18 protein-coding genes are annotated in these 18,881 nt (G+C 70.4%); 11 read left to right on the top strand and 7 right to left on the bottom strand.

Annotated features, from left to right (window positions below; translation table 11 throughout):
• Nucleotides 1-77 precede the first annotated feature (77 nt).
• From OHS59_RS34060 to OHS59_RS34090, 7 genes are all read left to right on the top strand, one after another.
• Entirely contained in the window at nucleotides 78-878 is an 801-nt protein-coding gene (locus OHS59_RS34060) for an acetoacetate decarboxylase family protein (protein ID WP_328497189.1), read from the top strand.
• Nucleotides 875-1,759: an SDR family NAD(P)-dependent oxidoreductase gene (locus OHS59_RS34065; RefSeq protein ID WP_328497190.1), complete on the top strand. Its 885-nt coding sequence runs from the start codon at nucleotides 875-877 to the stop codon at nucleotides 1,757-1,759. Before OHS59_RS34060 ends, OHS59_RS34065 begins: the two co-directional genes overlap by 4 nt.
• 61 nt (nucleotides 1,760-1,820) lie before the next feature.
• Nucleotides 1,821-3,107, top strand: a complete 1,287-nt coding sequence (locus tag OHS59_RS34070) for an amidohydrolase family protein (protein ID WP_328499463.1) — start codon at nucleotides 1,821-1,823, stop codon at nucleotides 3,105-3,107.
• Nucleotides 3,104-4,372: an amidohydrolase family protein gene (locus OHS59_RS34075; protein WP_328497191.1), complete on the top strand. Its 1,269-nt coding sequence runs from the start codon at nucleotides 3,104-3,106 to the stop codon at nucleotides 4,370-4,372. The genes OHS59_RS34070 and OHS59_RS34075 overlap by 4 nt, the downstream gene beginning before the upstream one ends.
• Nucleotides 4,373-4,546: 174 nt before the next feature.
• Nucleotides 4,547-5,482, top strand: coding sequence for a sterol desaturase family protein (locus OHS59_RS34080; protein WP_328497192.1), 936 nt, complete (start codon nucleotides 4,547-4,549; stop codon nucleotides 5,480-5,482).
• Nucleotides 5,479-6,180 (top strand): lysoplasmalogenase, encoded by a 702-nt coding sequence (locus OHS59_RS34085; protein ID WP_328497193.1) that lies wholly within the window; start codon nucleotides 5,479-5,481, stop codon nucleotides 6,178-6,180. The genes OHS59_RS34080 and OHS59_RS34085 overlap by 4 nt, the downstream gene beginning before the upstream one ends.
• A gap of 98 nt (nucleotides 6,181-6,278) precedes the next feature.
• On the top strand, nucleotides 6,279-7,322 hold the full coding sequence (locus tag OHS59_RS34090) for a zinc-dependent alcohol dehydrogenase family protein (protein ID WP_328497194.1): 1,044 nt from the start codon (nucleotides 6,279-6,281) through the stop codon (nucleotides 7,320-7,322).
• A 121-nt stretch (nucleotides 7,323-7,443) separates the two neighbouring features.
• Here OHS59_RS34090 and OHS59_RS34095 read toward each other — a convergent pair whose 3' ends face one another.
• The 4 genes from OHS59_RS34095 to OHS59_RS34110 all read right to left on the bottom strand — a co-directional run bounded on the left by OHS59_RS34095 (nucleotide 7,444) and on the right by OHS59_RS34110 (nucleotide 12,484).
• On the bottom strand, nucleotides 7,444-8,490 hold the full coding sequence (locus tag OHS59_RS34095; RefSeq protein ID WP_443061546.1) for a CopD family protein: 1,047 nt from the start codon (nucleotides 8,488-8,490) through the stop codon (nucleotides 7,444-7,446).
• A 94-nt stretch (nucleotides 8,491-8,584) separates the two neighbouring features.
• Nucleotides 8,585-9,211: a CoA transferase gene (locus OHS59_RS34100; RefSeq protein WP_443061547.1), complete on the bottom strand. Its 627-nt coding sequence runs from the start codon at nucleotides 9,209-9,211 to the stop codon at nucleotides 8,585-8,587.
• Nucleotides 9,212-9,299: 88 nt separating this feature from the next.
• Nucleotides 9,300-10,835, bottom strand: coding sequence for a S8 family peptidase (locus OHS59_RS34105; RefSeq protein WP_328497195.1), 1,536 nt, complete (start codon nucleotides 10,833-10,835; stop codon nucleotides 9,300-9,302).
• A 122-nt stretch (nucleotides 10,836-10,957) separates the two neighbouring features.
• Nucleotides 10,958-12,484 carry a S8 family peptidase gene (locus OHS59_RS34110; protein WP_328497196.1) on the bottom strand — a complete coding sequence of 509 codons (1,527 nt, stop codon included), beginning with the start codon at nucleotides 12,482-12,484 and terminating at the stop codon, nucleotides 10,958-10,960.
• 395 nt (nucleotides 12,485-12,879) lie between these two features.
• Here OHS59_RS34110 and OHS59_RS34115 point away from each other — a divergent pair, with 395 nt between their 5' ends.
• The 3 genes from OHS59_RS34115 (at nucleotide 12,880) to moaA (ending at nucleotide 16,102) form a co-directional block, all read left to right on the top strand.
• On the top strand, nucleotides 12,880-13,236 hold the full coding sequence (locus tag OHS59_RS34115) for a DUF485 domain-containing protein (protein WP_107017768.1): 357 nt from the start codon (nucleotides 12,880-12,882) through the stop codon (nucleotides 13,234-13,236).
• A complete protein-coding gene (locus OHS59_RS34120; protein ID WP_328497197.1) occupies nucleotides 13,233-14,876 on the top strand; it encodes a solute symporter family protein in 1,644 nt (547 codons plus the stop codon). The genes OHS59_RS34115 and OHS59_RS34120 overlap by 4 nt, the downstream gene beginning before the upstream one ends.
• A 236-nt stretch (nucleotides 14,877-15,112) precedes the next feature.
• A complete protein-coding gene (gene moaA, locus OHS59_RS34125) occupies nucleotides 15,113-16,102 on the top strand; it encodes a GTP 3',8-cyclase MoaA (protein ID WP_328497198.1) in 990 nt (329 codons plus the stop codon).
• A 39-nt stretch (nucleotides 16,103-16,141) separates the two neighbouring features.
• Here the strand turns inward: moaA and OHS59_RS34130 are convergent, their stop codons facing one another.
• Both OHS59_RS34130 and OHS59_RS34135 read right to left on the bottom strand, forming a co-directional pair.
• Complete coding sequence (locus tag OHS59_RS34130; protein WP_328497199.1) at nucleotides 16,142-16,399, bottom strand: hypothetical protein; 258 nt, start codon at nucleotides 16,397-16,399, stop codon at nucleotides 16,142-16,144.
• 223 nt (nucleotides 16,400-16,622) lie between these two features.
• Nucleotides 16,623-17,009: a DUF3099 domain-containing protein gene (locus OHS59_RS34135; protein WP_328497200.1), complete on the bottom strand. Its 387-nt coding sequence runs from the start codon at nucleotides 17,007-17,009 to the stop codon at nucleotides 16,623-16,625.
• 211 nt (nucleotides 17,010-17,220) lie between these two features.
• On the opposite strand from OHS59_RS34135, the gene OHS59_RS34140 reads away from it, so the two are divergent.
• A complete protein-coding gene (locus OHS59_RS34140) occupies nucleotides 17,221-17,496 on the top strand; it encodes a GlsB/YeaQ/YmgE family stress response membrane protein (RefSeq protein WP_328497201.1) in 276 nt (91 codons plus the stop codon).
• An 83-nt stretch (nucleotides 17,497-17,579) separates the two neighbouring features.
• Here the strand turns inward: OHS59_RS34140 and tyrS are convergent, their stop codons facing one another.
• Nucleotides 17,580-18,848: a tyrosine--tRNA ligase gene (gene tyrS / locus OHS59_RS34145; protein WP_328497202.1), complete on the bottom strand. Its 1,269-nt coding sequence runs from the start codon at nucleotides 18,846-18,848 to the stop codon at nucleotides 17,580-17,582.
• Nucleotides 18,849-18,881: the final 33 nt, after the last annotated feature.

Here is an 18,881-nt window from a genome sequence, read left to right on the forward strand (position 1 = left end):
GAACGCACGGAAACGCGAAGGACGGCGACACGAACGCACGGAAACGCGAAGGACAGTGACGCGAAGGGCGGTACGGCATGGCACGCGTACGGTACGGCGCGCGGACCGAGGCGGAGATCGCCGCCGCGCGCACCGCGAGCTCCCGGCTCCCCGACATCTGGTCCACCGGCGTGGTGGCCGTCTGGGAGAGCGACCCCGACGCGGTCGCGGCGGTCCTGCCGCCTCCGCTCAAACCCACCGGACGGCCCCTCGTCCGGGTGAACATCAGCAAGGTGGACCTGCCCGGTTACCCCCTGGGCGCCGGTTCGTTCGCGGTCGCCGCCGCGCACGACGGGGTCGAGGGCTGGTATCCGCTCGTCATGCCGATGACCCACGAACGGGCCCTCACCGGCGGCCGTGAGGTCTTCGGCGAGCCCAAGAAACTGGGCGAGGTGACGGTCGAGCGCGAAGGCCTCGTCGTACGCGCCGCTCTCGCCCGGCACGGCATCGAGTTCGCGGAGGTGCGCGGCGCCGTGAGCGGGCCGCTGCCCCTGCCGGAGCCGACGCGGAAGACCGACTTCTACTTCAAGTTCCTGCCCGCGGTGGACGGTTCGGGATTCGACGCCGATCCCGTCCTCGTGCACTGCGTGCGCAACGAGAAGGTGCGGAAGCTGGAGCGGATCACCGGCGACGTCGTCCTGCGGGAGTCGATGTACGACCCCGTCGCCGACCTCCCGGTCCGCGAACTCGTCGGGATCACCATCGGCGAGAAGACGACCGACCAGAAGGGCACGGTCGTCGAACGCGTGGACGCGCAGGCGCTGTTGCCGTACATCCACCAGCGGTACGACGATCCTCAGCAGATCCTCGACGGGCCGCCGCAGGGGAGCGCCCGGTGAACCTGGCGGAGGGGCAGGTCGCCGTCGTCACGGGCGCGGCGAGCGGAATCGGGCTGGCCATGGCGCGGCGTTTCGCGGCCGACGGACTGAAGGTCGTCCTCGCGGACGTGGAGGAGGGCGCCCTGGAGAAGGCCGCCGCCGCGCTGCGTGAGGACGGAGCCGTGGTGCACGCGCGCGTGGTGGACGTCGGGGAGCGCGAGGAGGTCTTCGCACTCGCCGAGGAGACGTACGACAAGTTCGGCGCCGTGCACGTCCTGTGCAACAACGCGGGAGTCGGCTCGGGCGCCGAGGGCCGTATGTGGGAGCACGACCCGAACGACTGGAAATGGGCGTTCGCGGTCAACGTGTGGGGCGTCTTCCACGGCATCCAGGCCTTCGTGCCGAGGATGCTGGCCGGCGGCGAACCGGGCCACGTCGTCAACACCTCGTCCGGCGACGGCGGCATCGCGCCGCTGCCCACCGCGTCCGTGTACGCCGTCACCAAGTCGGCCGTCGTGACGATGACCGAGTCCCTGTACGCCCATCTCAGGGCGGAGCACGCGCGCGTGGGGGCCTCGGTGCTCTTCCCCGGGCCCCACATGCTCCGCACGGGCCTGTGGGAGTCGCACCGCAACCGGCCGTCGCGCTATGCCAAGCAGCGGCCCCGCAGGACCCCGTACCGCAGTCTCGGCCAGTGGGAGGCCGCGATGAAGGAGGCGGGGAAGGAGGTGCGGTTCACGCCGGTCGAGGAGGTCGCCGACCTCGTGGCGGACGGCATCCGCGCGGACCGCTTCTGGCTGCTGCCGGCGAGCGAACACAGCGACGCGCAGATCCGCGCGCGGTCGAAGTCGATGCTGGACCGCGCCGACCCGGCGTACCTGGAGAACTTCATCCTGGACTGAGGACCGGACCGAGGAGTCACCCATGGCCACCGAGAAGTCACCCCTGGCCGAGGAGTCACCCATGGCCTCCGCGACGGAGCCCTACCTGATCATCTCCTCCGACTGTCACGCCGGGCTGCCCACCGAGGAGTACCGGCCCTATCTGGACGCCCGTTTCCACCGGGACTTCGACGAGTTCGTGGCGGGGCAGGGCCGCCGTCGCGAGGAGATGAACCGCCTCGGCATCCGCAACGAGGCCTTCGCCGACAAGTGGTTCCACGACAACGAGGAAGGCCTGCGCGGAGGTTGGGACTCCGCTCAGCGTCTCAAGGAGCTGGACGGCGACGGCGTGGCCGCCGAGGTGGTCTTCCCGGACGCCGACGCGGTGGACAGCCGGACGGCCGCGCCCTTCGGCGTGGGCCTCGGGCTCTCCGGCGACCACGACCCCGGCCTGGGCATGGCGGGCGCGCGGGCACACAACAGGTGGCTCGCCGAGTTCGTCGGCGAGCACCCCGAACGGCACTGCGGAGTCGCCCTGTTGCCCGTCACGGCGCCCACCGACCAGGTCGTCGCCGAGGTGTACCGCGCCAAGGAGTCGGGACTCGGCGCGCTGATGATCCCCTCCATGTGGGTCGACAAGGAGCCCTACCACGACCGCCGTTACGACCCCGTGTGGGCGGCGGCGGCCGAGTGCGGGATGCCGGTGACGACCCACTCCGGGGCGGCACCCCGCCACGAGTACGGCGACCACCTCGGCATCTACGTGAGCGAGGTGACCTGGTGGCCCGCGCGCCCCCTCTGGTTCCTGCTCTGGTCGGGTGTCTTCGAGCGCCACCCCGGGCTCAAGTTCGGTGTGGCGGAGTCCGGTTGCTGGTGGCTGCCGAACCTGCTGTGGTTCATGGACCGCCTCTACCTGGGCGCGCACGGCGGCAAGAAGCTCTCCCCCTTCGCCGAACTGCGGCGCCCACCGCACGAGTACCTCGACCGCCAGGTCTTCATCTGCGCGACCAACACCAAACGCCGTGAACTGGCCCAGCGGTACGAGATCGGTGTCGACAACATCCTCTGGGGCAGCGACTTCCCGCACCCCGAGGGCACCTGGCCCGACACGCGCGCGTGGCTCTCGCGGACCTTCCACGACATCCCGGTGACGGAGACCCGCCGCATGCTGGGCCTCGCCGCCGCGGAGGTCTTCGGCTTCGACACCGGGAAACTGGCCCCGCTCGCACGGCGCATCGGCCCCACCCCGGCCGAACTCGGCCAGTCCGAGGACCAGTCGGCCGTCGAGGCGTCCTGGGCGCGCTCGCGCGAAGTGGGCCGCCACTGGCTGACCGACCACGACTTCCCGGCCCTGGGGGTGACCCCGTGAGCACGGACCGTACGAACGGCGCGGATCATAGGAGCGGCACGGCGGACCGCTACACCGTCATCTCGGCCGACTGCCACGCGGGAGCCGACCTGCTGGACTACCGGCCGTACCTGTCGAAGGCGTACCACGACGAGTTCGACGCCTGGGCGGCCACGTACGTCAATCCGTACGAGGACCTGGTGGCCGACACGGCCGACAAGAACTGGAACTCGGAGCGGCGCCTCGCGGAACTGGAGCGGGACGGCATCGTCGCCGAGGTCGTGTTCCCGAACACCATCCCGCCGTTCTTCCCGTCCGGGTCCCTGATGGCGCCGGCGCCGACGGCCGAGGAGTTCGAACGCCGCTGGGCGGGCCTGCGCGCCCACAACCGCTGGCTGGCGGACTTCTGTTCGGCGGCGCCGGGCCGCCGGGCGGGTGTCTTCCAGATCCTCCTGAACGACGTCGGGGAGGCGGTGAAGGAGATCAGGTGGGCCGTCGGGGCGGGCCTCAAGGGGGGCCTGCTGCTGCCCGGCACCCCGCCGGGCTCGGGCCTCCCCGAGCTGTACTCCTCCGCCTACGACCCCATCTGGGCGGTGTGCGAGGAACTGGACGTCCCCGTGAACCACCACGCGGGCTCGGCCTCGCCGCCGCTCGGGGAGGAGCCCGCGGCCCGGGCGGTCTTCATGGTGGAGACGACCTGGTTCTCGCACCGCGCGCTCTGGCACCTGATCTTCGGCGGCGCCTTCCGCAGGCATCCCGGCCTGAAACTGGTGCTGACCGAGCAGGGCTCCGGCTGGATCCCCGGGGTGCTCGACATGCTGGACTACTACCACGGGCGCCTGGTGGCCGCGGCCTCGAAGGCGGCCACCGCCGAGTCCAGGTTCGGCGTCGGCCTCGCCGCTTCGATGGGCAAGGGTCCGTCCCAGGTGTGGCGCGACAACTGCTTCGTCGGGGCGAGCTTCATGCGCCCGCACGAGGTGCCGCTGCGGGACCGCATCGGTCTCGACAAGATCATGTGGGGCAGTGACTACCCGCACGACGAGGGCACGTACCCGTACAGCAGGGAGGGCCTGCGGATCGCGTACGCGGGCCTGTCGCGCGACGAGATCACGGCGATGGCGGGCGGGAACGCGGCCCGCGTGTACGGATTCGACCTGGACCTCCTGGACGCCGTCGCGGCGAAGGCCGGCCCGACGGTGGAGGAGATCGCCGAGCCCCTCGGCGACCCCCCTGCGGACGCGACGAGCCCGGCGTTCGCCCGGGGAGGGTCGGTACGGGTCTGGTGACGGGGCCTGCGGGGTGGGGACGGGGAGGGGCTGGGCGGCCGGGGTGCGTCGGTCGGTCTGGGCGGCGACCTGCGGTCATTGGCGGAGATCACCAAGAAACAAGCGCGTACCGTCGGTAATACTTGTGGGTAACAACGTCTAGCCGCGGCGGGCCGGCCGTCCTACGGTGCAGGCATGCCGAACCTGCCCGATGTCGTGCTGTGGTCGATACCCGCCTTTGTGCTGCTCACCGTGGTGGAGATGGTGAGTGTCCGCATCCACCCGGACGAGGACGCCGCGGGGTACGAGACGAAGGACGCCGCCACGAGTGTCGGCATGGGCCTGGGCAGCATGGCCTTCGACTTCCTGTGGAAGATCCCGATCCTCGCCGTCTACACGGCCATATATGAGCTGACACCACTGCGCGTGCCCGTCCTGTGGTGGACCGTGCCACTGCTGTTGCTGGCGCAGGACTTCTTCTACTACTGGTCCCACCGCGGGCACCACGTGATCCGCATCCTCTGGGCCTGTCACGTCGTCCACCACTCCAGCGAGAAGTTCAACCTCACCACCGCGCTGCGACAGCCCTGGACCACCTGGACCGTGTGGCCGTTCTACGTGCCCCTCATCGCCCTCGGTGTCCACCCCGCCGCGCTCGCGTTCTGCTCGTCCGCGAACCTCGTGTACCAGTTCTGGATCCACACCGAGCGCATCGACAAGCTGCCCCGCGCCTTCGAGTTCGTCTTCAACACGCCCTCGCACCACCGGGTCCACCACGCCTCCCAGGGCGGCTATCTGGACCGTAACTTCGGCGGGATCCTGATCGTCTGGGACCGCCTCTTCGGGTCGTTCGTCCCGGAGACGGACCGGCCGGTGTACGGACTGACCAAGAACATCCGCACGTACAACCCGATCCGGGTCGCCACGCACGAGTACGCCGCCATCGCCCGGGACCTGAGAGCGGCGGGGAGCTGGCGCGAGCGGGCCGGGCGGGTGTTCGGGGGCCCGGGCTGGCAGCCCCGAACCCCGGGACCCGCCCCCGCACCTGTGTCCGCGCCCGCGTCTGCCTCCGCGTCCGCTCCGGTGCGGACCGCCTCTACGGAGACGTCCGTCACGGAACCCGCCGCGTGAATCCGCGCCGCGCGCGCGTGCTGCTCGTCTTCTGCGGCGTCTCCTTCGGCCTGGTGAGCGTCGTGGATCTGGTCTCCCTGGCCATCGGCCACGACACCGGTCACACCGTGGCCAAGCCCCTGCTGATGCCCCTGCTCGCCGCCTACGCGCACCTGCGGGGCGGACCCGGGCTCCTCGTCGGTGCCCTGATGTTCGGGTGGGGCGGCGACGTCCTGCTGCTCCTCGACGCCGAACCGGCTTTCCTCGCCGGGATGGCCTCCTTCGCGGCGGGCCATGTGTGTTACCTGCTGCTCTTCAAGAGCCTTGGCGGCTCGGCTGCTCCACGCGCGCGTGCGGGCCGCCTCACGGCAGCCGCGTACGCCCTCGCCCTCGTCACGACCGTCGCCCTCCTGTGGCCCGGCCTTCCCGCCGACCTCCGTGTGCCCGTCGCCGGTTACAGCCTGCTGTTGACCGCGATGGCGTACGGCGCCACGCGGCTCGGGTCCGTCGCGGCCGCCGGGGGAGCCCTGTTCATGCTGTCGGACACCCTCATCGCGACCGGTGTCGCCGACTGGCCGCAGCTGCCACGGCCCGATCTGTGGATCATGCTCACCTATATCGCGGCACAGTACCTGCTGGTCAGAAGTGTGCTCGGGGCGCTCGGCGCGCGTTCCGAACCCCCGGCGACGTACCGTGGGAGCCACACCGTCACCACCTGAGCACGTCACCACCTGTGCACGTGGCCACCTGTGCACGTGGCCACCTGTGCACGTCACCCCTGAGCACGTCACCACCTGAGCCGGAAGCAGGACCCCGCATGCGCGCCACCACCATCCACGCCCCGTTCGACCTGCGGGTGGAGGACGTTCCGGACCCGGTGGTGCGGCGGCCGGGCGACGCGGTCGTGCGGGTGCTGCGTTCCTGCGTCTGCGGCAGCGACCTGTGGGCGTACCGGGGCGAGTCGGAGCGCAAGCCCGGCCAGCGCATCGGGCACGAGTTCCTCGGGATCGTCGAGGAGACCGGCGCCGAGGTGGCCACGGTCCGCCGGGGCGATCTCGTCGTCGCGCCCTTCATGTGGTCCGACGGCGTCTGCGACCACTGCCGCGAAGGACTCACCACCTCCTGCGAACACGGCGGGTTCTGGGGCTCCGTGGGGTCGGACGGCGGGCAGGGCGAGGCCGTGCGCGTCCCGTACGCCGACGGCACGCTCGTCGCGCTGCCCGCCGAGGCCGCCTCCGACGACCGTCTGCTGGCCGCCCTGCTCACCCTCTCCGACGTCATGGGGACCGGTCACCACGCGGCCCTCGGGGCGGGCGCCTGCCCCGGAGTCACGGTCGCCGTCGTCGGGGACGGCGCCGTCGGCCTGTGCGCCGTGCTCGCCGCCAAGCGCCTCGGCGCCGAGCGGATCATCGCGCTGGGCCGCCATGAGACGCGTACGGACATCGCGCGCCGTTTCGGTGCCACTGATGTCGTCGCCGAACGCGGGGACGCGGCCGTCGAGGCGGTCCGTGAACTCACCCGCGGCCAGGGAGCCCACGCCGTCGTCGAGGCGGTCGGCACCGAGCAGTCGATGAGCACGGCCGTGAACATCGCCCGTGACGGCGGCGCCATCGGCTTCGTCGGAGTGCCGCACGGCAGCGGTACCGGCCTCGACCTGAGCGTCATGTTCGACCGGAACATCGCCCTGCGCGGCGGGGTCGCGCCCGTCCGCGCCTACATCCCGGAACTGCTGCCCGACGTGCTGGACGGGACCATCGACCCCTCGCCCGTCTTCGACCTGACCGTCGGTCTGGAAGGCGTACCGGACGGCTACAAGGCGATGGACGAACGCACCGCGCTCAAGGTCATGGTCACCGACTGACAGGTACCAAACTGGCAGGCACCGACTGACCGGCACCAGCTGACCGGCCTCAACCGCCCGGCCTCAACCGCCCGAATCCGACCGCCCGGCTCCCGCCGACCGGCCCCTGCGAGCCGAGCGGTCACCAGCGGATCGGTACCGGCACCGCCGTGAGCAGGGCCGAGACCGCCACCACCAGCCCCAGCGCCACGACCTCGGCGCGCGCGGGGGAGTAGGCGGTGAGCGGGTCGGCCGCCCGGCGCAGCCGGCGCCTGGCCCACAGCGCCAGGGCGGCGACGACGACCACGAGGAGCACCTTCGCGAGCAGCGTGCGCCCGTACGCCGTCGTCGTCAGCTGGTCCAGTACGGTGCCGGGCGGCATCCGGCGCAGGGTGCTGCACACGCCCGTCGTGGTGATCACGGCGAGCAGAACGGCCGCCACGCGCGCGTAGAGCCCCAGCAACGCGGCACCCTCCCCGGGGGCGGTGTGCCGCCAGCGGAGCAGCGTGCGCAGTACGTACAGCAGCCCGCCCGCCCACAGGGCCGCACAGGTCACATGAACGAGCGTCAGACCCGAACCGATCAGCGGACTCTGCTCGGTCGTCGGATGGGCGCGCAGCGCCTCCGCGACGGCCACCGCGGCCAGCGGCCACACCTGGGTGCCCGGACGGCGCGACAGGGCGCACAGGCCCATCACGACGAACGCGTTGACCTCCAGGAGCGCGAGCGCGCCGTCCCTCGACTGGTAGAGCCCGCCGATGTCCATGTCGGAGAGTCGGTGCGGCACCAGATTCCCGGTGGCCACCACCGAGGCGAGACCGAGCGCGGCGACGAAACCGGCGGCGGCCGCGACCGGGGCCCAGCCGCGCGGCGCGTCCTCACGCGGGGCGCCGGGCACCCGACGCGCCAGCCGGGTGACGAAGACCTCGCCGGCCGACACGCACACCGCCGCGAACAGGACCGCCCGCAGCAGCGCGATCCCGCCCACCCCGGGCGCGGCGGCCTCGCCCGTGCCGCTCAGGGCGACGGGCGGTCCGAGCAGGGGGATCAGCGCGGCCAGCGCCACCAGGGCGAGGACGGTCACGGAACGCTGTACGGAGGCCGCGCTCACCCGGGGAGCACCCGCCCGGCCACTCGTCTGGCCACCCGCCTCGCCACCCGTGTCGGCAGTCGGTCGTATCGAACTCACCCCAAGATCTTCACCAGTCGTCCCAGATCCGGGCAAGTCCTGGAAAACAACTGGTGGAACGGCATTCCACCCGCCCCACGGGCATTCCGCCCATTCATACGCTCACGCCCGCCCCGTTACTCAGCCCCAGCGCGGGGAATCCGAACCGCAGGGGCCGGGCGGTCGCGCCCATGTCCGCGGCCCGCCCTCGAAGGACACCGGCGGCAGGGCGTACCGCAGCGGGCCCAGCGCGCTGTCCGTCCCGCGAGCCAGGGGCCGGGGCCGGCCTCCCCACCGCGCGCATCCGGCCCGCCGCGATCCCCGGCCGCCGCTCGGCCGGCGCCCGGGCGGAGAGCCCGAACCGGTCGAGGGCGCCCGGGCGGTAGCCGGTCACGACGACGTCCGCGGTGGCGAGCAGGTTCTCGAAGACCTGCCGGTCGGTCGTCAGGTCGAGCGTGGCGGACCGGTTTCCGAAACCGGTGTCCGCGTGCCGGCCGGCGAGTTCCGGCAGTCCCGGCGGATCGACGCGCAGCACGTCCACCGCGGGAACGTCGTCCGGCCGTCCCGCCCGTCGCGCGCCCAGCTCGGCGGCGGCCGGCGCGCACACTCCCACGCAGGCCCGCGCCATGGCCCGTACGGGCAGTCGTGACGGGAGCGTTCCGGGCCGTGCGGCGGTCGTGATCCGGGACGGCAGCGCGGGGTCGTCGCCCAGCGCTGCCCAGGCGAAGTCGGTGGCGGTCATGGGCGCAGTGTGCCGGGTGCGCCGCAGCGGCATGACGAAGGGCCGGACAGCACACGGCTGCCCGGCCCCTCGGCTCACGCGGTGAGTGTTACTTCGTCACCGCGTCCAGCGCGTCCGCGGTGCCCCAGCCGTAGAAGCCGTTGCGGTTCTTCGAGCCCTCGCAGACCGCGTCGATCTTGCCGTCGCCGTCGATGTCGTACGGGTCCGTGCACGGCGTGGCGTCGGCCTCCGCGTACAGCAGCGCCTTGACCAGGGCCGCCGAGGCGCGCGGGTGCGTCGACTTGATCAGGGCCGCGACGCCCGCGACGTGCGGCGACGCCATCGACGTACCGGCCATGTAACCCCACGAGCCGCCCGGCAGCGGGCCGAGGATCAGGCCGCTGGTGGCGGGCGGGGCCGGGGTCTGGAAGCGCGTCGAGTCGCCGCCGGGGGCGGCGATGTCGATGACGCCCAGGCCGTGGTTGGAGAAGGACGACTTGATGCCCTTCGCGCCGGTGGAGGCGACCGTGACGACACCCGGCAGCTGGGTCGGGATGTCGAGGCACTCGGACGGGTCGATGACACGGTCCGAGGGGGTCGAGTCGTTGGGCGAGACCGGGTCGGTGATCTCGTCGGCGGCGAGGTCGTAGTTCTCGTTGCCCGCCGCGGCGACGTTGACCGTGCCCTTCTTCTCCGCGTACCGCGTCGCCCGGGAGATGGCCTCGACGAGCGCCTTCTGGTCCGGGTCGTTCTTGCAGTTGAAGTACCACGGGTCGGTGTAATAGCTGTTGTTCGTGACGTCCACGCCGTGCTCGGCCGCCCACATGAAGCCGCAGACGACGGCCTCCGTGTAGAAGAAGCCGGCCGTCGTGGAGACCTTGATGCCGGAGACCTTCACGCCGGGCGCGACACCGGTGACGCCGACACCGTTCTTCGCGGCGGCGATCTCGCCCGCCACGTGCGTGCCGTGCGGGCTCTCGGCGGCACTCGGCCGCCAGGCGCCGTCGGTGGTGTCCGGCTTGCCCGACACGCAGTTGACGGACGCCTTGCGGTCGAAGTTCGGCGCGATGTCGGGGTGCGTGTCGTCGACGCCGGTGTCGATGACGGCGACGGTGACCTTCTTGCTGCCGAGCGTCTTCTCGTGGGCCTTGTCCGCCTTGATGGCGGGCAGGTCCCACTGCAGGGGCTCCAGCGGGTCCTGTCCGGCAGCGGCCTCGACGTCCGCGATCTCGTCCGCGGTGAGCGTCTTCGGGGTGCCGACGTCGGTCGTGGACTGCGCGGGCAGCGGCGCCGTACGCGTCGAGCCCGCCGACTGCACCCCGTGCACCTTGCGGATCGTCTTGGCGAAGTCGGCGTTCGACGAGTGGACGACGATCACGCCGATCCGGTCGTACGACGTCACGATCGTGCCGCCGGCCTTGGCGATGGCCTTCTTCACCTGGGAGGAAACCCCGTGCCCGGAGCGGACGTTGACGACGTAGCTCAGCGGGGTGGCCTCCGCCGAGATCTGCTTCGCCACGTCCGCCGCGCTGTCCGCCGGAGCGGCGGACGCGCTGACGTTCGGCAGGAAGGCGAGAGCCGTGGCCATGGCCATTCCCAGCGGGATGGCTATGAAGCGGCGCGAGCGCGTAGTAGGCGCGGTCATGCTGTCTCCAGTTCGTGTTCGCGAGTTCGTGCGGGCCTTGCGTGCCGTGCGGGCTGTGCGTGCCGTGCGGGTGGTGCGGGCCGTGCGTGCCGTGCCGTTCGGGAAGTCCCTTGCGGATCGGGCTACTTGACCGCCTTCAGCGCGTTGACGATGCCGAAGCCGTAGAAGCCGTTCACGCGCTTGCCGCCCTCACAGACGGCGTCCTGCGTGCCGTTGCCGTCCTGGTCGTACGAGTCCGGGCAGCCCGGGTTGTCCGCCTGGGCCTTCAGCAGCGCCTGCAGCTGGGCCGGACTCGCCCACGGGTGCTCGGACTTGAGCAGCGCGGCGACACCCGCGGCGTGCGGCGACGCCATCGACGTGCCCTGCAGGAAGCCGTACTGGTTGTTCGGCATCGTGGAGAGGATGCGGCCGTTCTTCGACGGGGTGTCCGGGATCTGGTAGAGCCGGTCACCACCGGGAGCGGCGATGTCGATGACACCCTTGCCGTACGTCGAGTAGTACGACTTGAGGTTCTGTACGCCGGTCGCGCTCACCGTGACGACACCCGGCAGCTGGGTCGGTACGTCGAAGCACTCGTGCGGGTCGATCGTGCGGGTGACCGGCGTCGAGTCGTCGGGGCTGGACTCGTCGACGATGGCGTCCGAGGCCAGGTCGTGGTTGGAGTTGCCGGCCGACGCGAGGTGCAGGGTGCCCTTCTTCGTGGCGTACTGCTGGGCCCGGTTGACCGCGTCGACGATCGCCTTCTGGTCGGGGTCGTCCATGCAGTTGTAGAGCCACGGGTCCACGTAGTAACTGTTGTTCGTGATCTCCACGCCGTGGTCGGCGGCGAACACGAAGGCGCAGACGACGCTCTCCGGGTAGAAGAGCCCGTTGTCCGGGTCGCTGACCTTGATGCCGGAGACCTTCACACCGGGCGCGACACCGGCGACGCCGATGCCGTTGCGGGCGGCGGCGATCTCACCGGCGACATGCGTGCCGTGGTAGTCCTCGGCGGTGTACGGACGCCAGGCGCCCGCACTCGTGTCGGCCACGCCGCCCACACAGTTGGCGGACTGCTTGGCGGAGAAGTTGGGGGCCAGGTCCGGGTGCGTGTCGTCGACACCCGTGTCGATCACGGCGACCGTGACCTTCCTGCTGCCCGGGTTGATCTTCGCGGCCTTGTCGGCGCCTATCGCGCGCAGGTCCCACTGGTCGGCCTCAAGGGGCTCGCTCTCGGGGGTGGCGGCGGCCTTCACCTTGGCGGCCTCGGCGGCCGACAGGTAGTCGGCGGCGCCCTCGTCCGTCGTACCCGCGGCGGTCAGCGGGGTCGTACGGGTGGCACCGGCGGACTGGACGCCGCGCACGGCGCGGAGCTGCTGCCCGAACCCGGGGTTGGCCGAGTGCGCGACGATGACGCCGATCCTGTCGTACGTGACGACGACGGTGCCGCCGGCCGCGACGATCGCCTTCTTCACCGACCCGATGGTGCGGTGGTCCGTCTTCGTGTTGACCACGTACGCGAGGTTCGGCCCGTCGGCCGCGGTGACGGCGGGCGCGGACTGCTGAGGGGCGGCCGAAGCGGCGCCCGGCAGGAATCCGAGCGTGGCGGTGAGCGACAGCACGACGGGCACGGCGAGGGCGAGGCGGCGTCTGGAGCGCAGATGAGCCATGGGATCTCCACATCATCCGGAAAAGGAACCGGCCCGAACACAGGGTGCTGCTCGGGCAGGTACATGACGGGTGGTGCTGGGCCGAAGCTATCTCCCGTCGTCCCTGGCCAGCAATGACTTACGGGGATGTCTTGTGAAACGCCGGAGTCGAGTTCCGAAAGAAGTGCCCGGAGTTGAACCGCTCCCCGTGCGGCGCCGTGACGTTGAGCAGGGAGCACGAGCACCGTCGAGCCCCCTGTTGGATCACGCCCGGGGGACCTAGCATCGCCACCCGGCCCACGTGATCCACGTCACCGTGAGGTCAGAAATCAGCCATGCCCGTACCCAGCCCGTCCCCCGATCCGGACACACCCCCGTCCGACGCCGCAACCGCACCCGCAACGCGAGGAGACTCCGTGGCCACCGACGCACCACCCCCCTCGAAAGCCGAACCTCATCTCCCGTCCACAGCGGAGTTCGTCGAGGTGCAGGAGAGCGCCGAGTTCGGTGAACTGCGCCGCGCCCACCGCTCCTTCGCCTTCCCGCTGACCATCGGCTTCATCAGCTGGTACCTGCTGTACGTCCTGCTGTCGATCTACGCGGACGACTTCATGGGCACCAAGCTGTTCGGCAACTTCAACGTTGCCTTCGTGCTGGGCCTCGCCCAGTTCCTCACCACGTTCCTCATCGCCTGGTGGTACGAGCGGCACTCCTCGTCCAAGCTCGACCCCAAGGCCGAGGCGATCAAGTCCCGGATGGAGGGCGGCGCATGAGCCCCGCGATCACTCAGGTCCAGCTCGCGCAGGCGCAGCTCGCGGCGGGGGAGGCCAGCGAGCACCGGCCGCTGATCATCTCCCTGTTCGCGGTCTTCGTCGTCGCGACCCTCGTCATCACCGTCTGGGCGGGCCGGCAGACCAAGGACGCCTCCGACTTCTACGCCGGCGGCCGCTCGTTCAGCGCCTTCCAGAACGGGCTCGCCGTCTCCGGCGACTACATGTCCGCCGCCTCGTTCCTCGGCATCGCGGGCGCCATCGCCCTCTTCGGCTACGACGGCTTCCTGTACTCCATCGGCTTCCTGGTCGCCTGGCTGGTGGCGCTGCTCCTGGTCGCCGAACCGCTGCGCAACTCCGGCCGCTACACGATGGGCGACGTCCTCGCCTACCGCATGCGCCAGCGCCCGGTCCGTACCGCGGCGGGCACCTCCACGATCGTCGTCTCGATCTTCTATCTGCTCGCGCAGATGGCGGGCGCGGGCGTCCTGGTCTCGCTGCTGCTCGGCATCACCACCGACGCCGGAAAGGTCGGCATCGTCGCCCTGGTCGGCGTCCTGATGATCCTTTACGTCACCATCGGCGGCATGAAGGGCACCACCTGGGTCCAGATGGTCAAGGCCGTGCTGCTCATCAGCGGCACCCTGCTCATCACCTTCCTGGTGCTGCTCAAGTTCGACTTCAACGTCTCGGACCTGCTCGGCAAGGCGGCCGAGAACAGCGGCAGCGGCGCGGCGTTCCTGGAACCCGGCCTGAAGTACGGGCTCACGACCACCTCCAGCATCGACTTCATCTCGCTGGGCATCGCCCTGGTGCTGGGCACCGCGGGTCTGCCGCACATCCTGATCCGCTTCTACACCGTGCCCAACGCCAAGGCCGCGCGTAAGTCCGTGAACTGGGCGATCGGCATCATCGGCGGCTTCTACCTGATGACCATCGCGCTCGGGTTCGGCGCGGCGGCCCTCATCTCGAAGGCGGAGATTGTCGAGTCGAACCCCGCGGGCAACACGGCCGCGCCACTGCTCGCCCTGCACCTCGGCGGCGTCGACTCGGCCTGGGGCGCGATCCTGCTCGCCACGATCTCCGCGGTGGCCTTCGCCACGATCCTCGCGGTGGTTGCCGGTCTGACCCTCGCGTCCTCCTCGTCGTTCGCCCACGACATCTACGCGAACGTCATCAGGAAGGGCCAGGCCACCGAGAAGGAAGAGCTCAACGCCGCCCGCTACGCCACCATCGGCATCGGCGTCGTCTCCATCGGCCTCGGCGCCCTCGCCCGTGACCTCAACGTCGCGGGCCTCGTCGCCCTGGCCTTCGCGGTCGCCGCCTCCGCCAACCTGCCGACGATCCTCTACAGCCTGTTCTGGAAGCGGTTCACCACCCAGGGCGCGCTGTGGTCGATCTACGGCGGTCTCACCACCGCGGTCGGCCTGGTGCTCTTCTCGCCGGTCGTCTCGGGCAAGGCCACCTCGATGTTCCCGGACGTCGACTTCCACTGGTTCCCGCTGGAGAACCCGGGCATCATCTCGATCCCCGTCGGCTTCCTGCTGGGCTACCTCGGCACCCTCCTGTCCAAGGAGGAACCGGACGCCGGCAAGTACGCCGAGCTGGAGGTCCGCTCCCTCACCGGCACCGGAGCGCACTGACCGTCGGACACCGGCCGTCAGGCCCCGACCGTCACGCACCGGGCCGCGTCGTAGGGATCTACGACGCGGCCCCGGTGCGTCTCGTGGGATCGGGCCACCCCTGTTGTCGGTCCTTTCACGTAGGCTCGCTGGTATCGGGTCGACTGATCGTTCGAAGCAGTCCGGTCGTTCGAAGCAGTCCGGCCGTTCGGAACTGTCGGTCCGTATCGCGGTCCGTATCGAGGGAGGGGGCCCACGTGCTCATCGACACCTACGGCCGGGTGGCCACCGACCTGCGCGTCTCACTGACCGACCGGTGCAACCTCAGATGCACGTACTGCATGCCCGAGGAGGGCCTGCAGTGGCTTGCCAAGCCCGACCTGCTCACGGACGACGAGATCGTCCGCCTCATCGACATGGCGGTGACCCGGCTGGGCATCACCGAGGTCCGCTTCACCGGCGGTGAGCCTCTTCTGCGCCCCGGCCTGGTCGGGATCGTGGAGCGCGTGGCCGCCCTCGATCCCCGTCCGCAGATGTCCCTGACGACGAACGGCATAGGCCTCAGGCGCACCGCGACCGCCCTCAAGGCGGCGGGCCTCGACCGTGTCAACGTCTCGCTGGACACGCTGCGCCCGGACGTCTTCAAGACCCTCACCCGCCGTGACCGACACAAGGACGTCATCGAGGGCCTCGAAGCGGCCCGCGCCGCGGGACTGACGCCGGTCAAGGTCAATTCCGTACTGATGCCCGGACTGAACGAGAACGAGGCCCCGGACCTGCTCGCCTGGGCCGTGGAGAACGACTACGAACTGCGGTTCATCGAGCAGATGCCCCTCGACGCCCAGCACGGCTGGAAGCGCGACGGCATGGTCACCGCCGGTGACATCCTCACCTCGCTGCGCACACGCTTCGAGCTGACGGAAGAGGGCTCCGACGAGCGGGGCTCGGCACCGGCCGAGCGCTGGGTCGTGGACGGCGGTCCGCACCGGGTCGGAGTGATCGCCTCGGTCACCCGCCCGTTCTGCTCGGCCTGCGACCGTACGCGGCTGACGGCGGACGGCCAGGTCCGCACCTGCCTCTTCGCCCAGGAGGAGACCGACCTGCGGGCGGCGCTCCGCTCGGACGCGTCGGACGAGGAGATCGCCCGGATCTGGCGGCTGGCGATGTGGGGGAAGAAGGCCGGAGCGGGCCTCGACGACCCTTCCTTCGTACAGCCGGACCGTCCGATGTCGGCGATCGGCGGCTGACCGCTCGGCCCGTCGGCAACCAGCCCGTCGGCTTGTCGTTCAGCCGGCGGGCGGCTGCTCCGGAGACTCCCATTCCGCCAGGGGCACCACGTCCTTGAGGAAACCGCGGACGCTCAGGAACTTCGACAGATGGTCACGGTGCTCCTCGCACGCGAGCCATGTCTTTCGGCGTTCCGGCGTGTGGAGTTTCGGGTTGTTCCAGGCGAGCACCCACACGGCGTCGGCCCGGCAGCCCTTGGCGGAGCAGATCGGGGAGGACGGGGACGACGGCTCGGAACCGGGGACGTTCAGGATCACGTCCTCGACACTAGTCGAGTGCTCACGAGTCCAAAAAGGCGACGCCGAGCAGCCACGGGGGGAGCTGCCCGGCGTCGGTCTGTCGCTCCGACGGGGGATGCGGAGCGCGTACCAAGTATGTCACGGGTAACCCATCGCCCGGCAACGGAACAACATGATTGATCTGAGCTTTTCTTGAGCTTGGCAGAGGTTTCGGATTCCGCTTTCGGCGGGTTCCGCGTGCTCAGGCGCGCTCGTGCGGCTCGTCCCGCAAAGGCGTGCCGGGACCGGCCGCGAGGTCTTCCGGGACGGGTTCCGCGACGCCGCCGACGACCGGACTCGCGAGCATCGGACGGGTGGGAGCGGTCACGAAAGTGGAGGGCAGAGAGGGCGCGTTCTCCCGGCCGGCGTTGGCGATCACGACGGAGATGTAGGGGAGCAGCACGCCGAGCACCAGCGCAACGACGGCGACATGCCGCTCGACATTCCAGAGCGTGGCCGCGAGGATCACGGAGACCGTACGGACGGACATCGAGATGATGTACCGCCGCTGCCTGCCCCTTACGTCGTCGGCGAGCCCCTGCCTGGCCCCGGTGATCCGGAAGACCTCGGCATCGCTCTGCTTCCGCATCACGTTCCACCACCCCGCCTGCTCGGACGCTCCCCGGCCCGTACCGGAAACAACGTTACGCCGCGGCTGCGCCGCCTACGAGACCGGGTCGGCTCCGGTCCGGGTGGGGACGACTGCGCCGTACCGCGTACGGCGGTGCCCGACATGCGCCGTACCGCACTCGGGCCGACACTGGGCGTAATGCTCGCGTAGAGCCGTATAGGAGGCAGCCATGGGCTGGTTGTGGGCGATCATCGTGGGATTCGTACTGGGCTTGCTGGCCAAGGCGATCATTCCTGGCAAGCAGCACAGTCCGCTCTGGCTCACCACGATCTTCGGGATCATCGGCGCGATCGTGGGCAACGCGATCGCCCGCGGCTTCGGCATCGGCGAGACCAGCGGGATCGACTGGGGCCGTCACGCCCTCCAACTCGTCGCCGCGATCGTCATCGTCTTCCTGGGAGACATGCTCTACACAGCGATGAAGGGCAACAAACAAAGAGCCTGACACAAAGCAAAAGGATTGCGCCGTTCCCCGCACCCCTTGTCGAGGGCTCGGGGAACGGCGCAATCCTTTTGCTTTCGACGCCCTCAGGAGGGCACAACCTCCACGGCGGCCAGCGACTTCTTGCCCCGCCGAAGCACCAGCCACCGCCCGTGCAGCAGATCCCCCGCACCGACGACCGCATCGTCGGAGGCGACCTTCACGTTGTTCACGTAGGCGCCCCCCTCCTTCACCGTCCGCCGCGCGGCGGACTTGCTCGCCACCAGCCCGACCTCGGCGAACAGGTCGATCACGGCCCCCGTCCCGGACACCCGCACACGAGGCAGCTCGGACAGCGCCGCGCTGAGCGTCGCCGCGTCGAGCCCGGCCAGCTCCCCCTGCCCGAACAGCGCCCGCGACGCGGCGATCACGGCGGCCGTCTGGTCGGCCCCGTGCACCAGCGTCGTCAGCTCCTCCGCCAGCGCACGCTGCGCCGCACGCGCCTGCGGACGCTCCTCGGTCTGCTTCTCCAGCTCCTCGAGCTCCGCCCGGGACCTGAAGGACAGGATCCGCATGTACGTCGAGACGTCACGGTCGTCCACGTTCAGCCAGAACTGGTAGAACGCGTACGGCGTCGTCATCTCCGGGTCGAGCCAGACGGCCCCGCCCTCGGTCTTGCCGAACTTGGTGCCGTCCGCCTTGACCATCAGCGGCGTCGCGATGCAGTGCGCCTCGGCGTCCGGCTCCAGCCGGTGGATCAGGTCCAGGCCCGCCGTGAGGTTGCCCCACTGGTCGCTGCCGCCCTGCTGGAGCGTGCAGCCGTACCGCCGGTACAGCTCCAGGAAGTCCATGCCCTGGAGCAGCTGGTAGCTGAACTCCGTGTAGCTGATGCCCTCCTGGGACTCCAGGCGCCGGGCGACCGAGTCCTTCGTGAGCATCTTGTTGACGCGGAAGTGCTTGCCGATGTCCCGGAGGAACTCGATGGCCGAGAGACCGGCCGTCCAGTCCAGGTTGTTCACCATGACCGCGGCGTTCTCGCCCTCGAAGGACAGGAACGGCTCGATCTGGCCGCGCAGCCGGCCGACCCAGTTGGCGACCGTCTCCGGGTCGTTGAGCGTGCGCTCCGCCGTCGGGCGCGGGTCGCCGATCTGGCCGGTCGCCCCGCCCACCAGGGCCAGCGGGCGCAGGCCCGCCTGCTGCAGGCGGCGCATGGTGAGTACCTGCACCAGGTGTCCGACGTGCAGCGAGGCCGCGGTGGGGTCGAAGCCGCAATAGAACGTGACGGGACCGTCCGCGAGCGCCTTGCGCAATGCGTTCTCGTCGGTGGACAGGGCGAACAGCCCGCGCCACTTCAGCTCGTCGACGATGTCCGTCACGGTTCTCGCGTCTCCTTGGATGATCTTCGGGCG

Origin of the sequence: Streptomyces sp. NBC_00414 (genome assembly GCF_036038375.1) — a bacterium.
Lineage (GTDB): Bacteria > Actinomycetota > Actinomycetes > Streptomycetales > Streptomycetaceae > Streptomyces.

What these genes read in the sequence shown, in the direction of transcription:
- OHS59_RS34090 (WP_328497194.1), top strand. Translation starts at nt 6,279, where the DNA reads ATGCGCGCCACCACCATCCACGCCCCGTTCGACCTGCGGGTGGAGGAC.
- OHS59_RS34110 (WP_328497196.1), bottom strand. Translation starts at nt 12,484, where the DNA reads ATGGCTCATCTGCGCTCCAGACGCCGCCTCGCCCTCGCCGTGCCCGTC.
- OHS59_RS34070 (WP_328499463.1), top strand. Translation starts at nt 1,821, where the DNA reads ATGGCCTCCGCGACGGAGCCCTACCTGATCATCTCCTCCGACTGTCAC.
- OHS59_RS34105 (WP_328497195.1), bottom strand. Translation starts at nt 10,835, where the DNA reads ATGACCGCGCCTACTACGCGCTCGCGCCGCTTCATAGCCATCCCGCTG.
- OHS59_RS34135 (WP_328497200.1), bottom strand. Translation starts at nt 17,009, where the DNA reads ATGCGGAAGCAGAGCGATGCCGAGGTCTTCCGGATCACCGGGGCCAGG.
- OHS59_RS34100 (WP_443061547.1), bottom strand. Translation starts at nt 9,211, where the DNA reads ATGACCGCCACCGACTTCGCCTGGGCAGCGCTGGGCGACGACCCCGCG.
- OHS59_RS34140 (WP_328497201.1), top strand. Translation starts at nt 17,221, where the DNA reads ATGGGCTGGTTGTGGGCGATCATCGTGGGATTCGTACTGGGCTTGCTG.
- OHS59_RS34080 (WP_328497192.1), top strand. Translation starts at nt 4,547, where the DNA reads ATGCCGAACCTGCCCGATGTCGTGCTGTGGTCGATACCCGCCTTTGTG.
- OHS59_RS34120 (WP_328497197.1), top strand. Translation starts at nt 13,233, where the DNA reads ATGAGCCCCGCGATCACTCAGGTCCAGCTCGCGCAGGCGCAGCTCGCG.
- OHS59_RS34060 (WP_328497189.1), top strand. Translation starts at nt 78, where the DNA reads ATGGCACGCGTACGGTACGGCGCGCGGACCGAGGCGGAGATCGCCGCC.